The organism is Zoogloea sp. LCSB751 (assembly GCF_002028455.1).
Taxonomy (GTDB): domain Bacteria; phylum Pseudomonadota; class Gammaproteobacteria; order Burkholderiales; family Rhodocyclaceae; genus Zoogloea.
The window spans coordinates 1-248 of record NZ_MWUM01000463.1 but is presented as its reverse complement, the minus strand read 5'-3'; the positions used below and the strand labels follow the sequence as shown (position 1 = coordinate 248).

The window sequence follows — 248 nt, the reverse complement described above, 5'->3', positions numbered from 1 at the left end:
ATATGTGCTGTTTTGCCCGTCCTGGTGAAGTCATTCTGCACTGGACCGACGATGAAACTGATCCACAATATCCACGTTCAAAAGCCGCGCTCGAAGTGCTGCAAAACACTGTGGATGCCCAAGGCCGTAAGTTAAAAATCCATCTGTTGCCACAACCAGGGCCGCTGTATTGCAGCGAAGAAGAATCAAAAGGTGTGACTGAAGGCACTGGTGTGCCACGTACGGCAGGTGAGCGTTTAGCGGGTTCT

General features: G+C 51.2%; 1 protein-coding gene. It reads left to right on the top strand.

Features of this window, described 5'->3' with window-relative positions; all coding sequences use genetic code 11:
* Positions 1-248 (top strand): agmatine deiminase family protein (locus tag B4920_RS27330; RefSeq protein ID WP_173862735.1); only part of this gene is annotated, 248 nt, incomplete at both ends.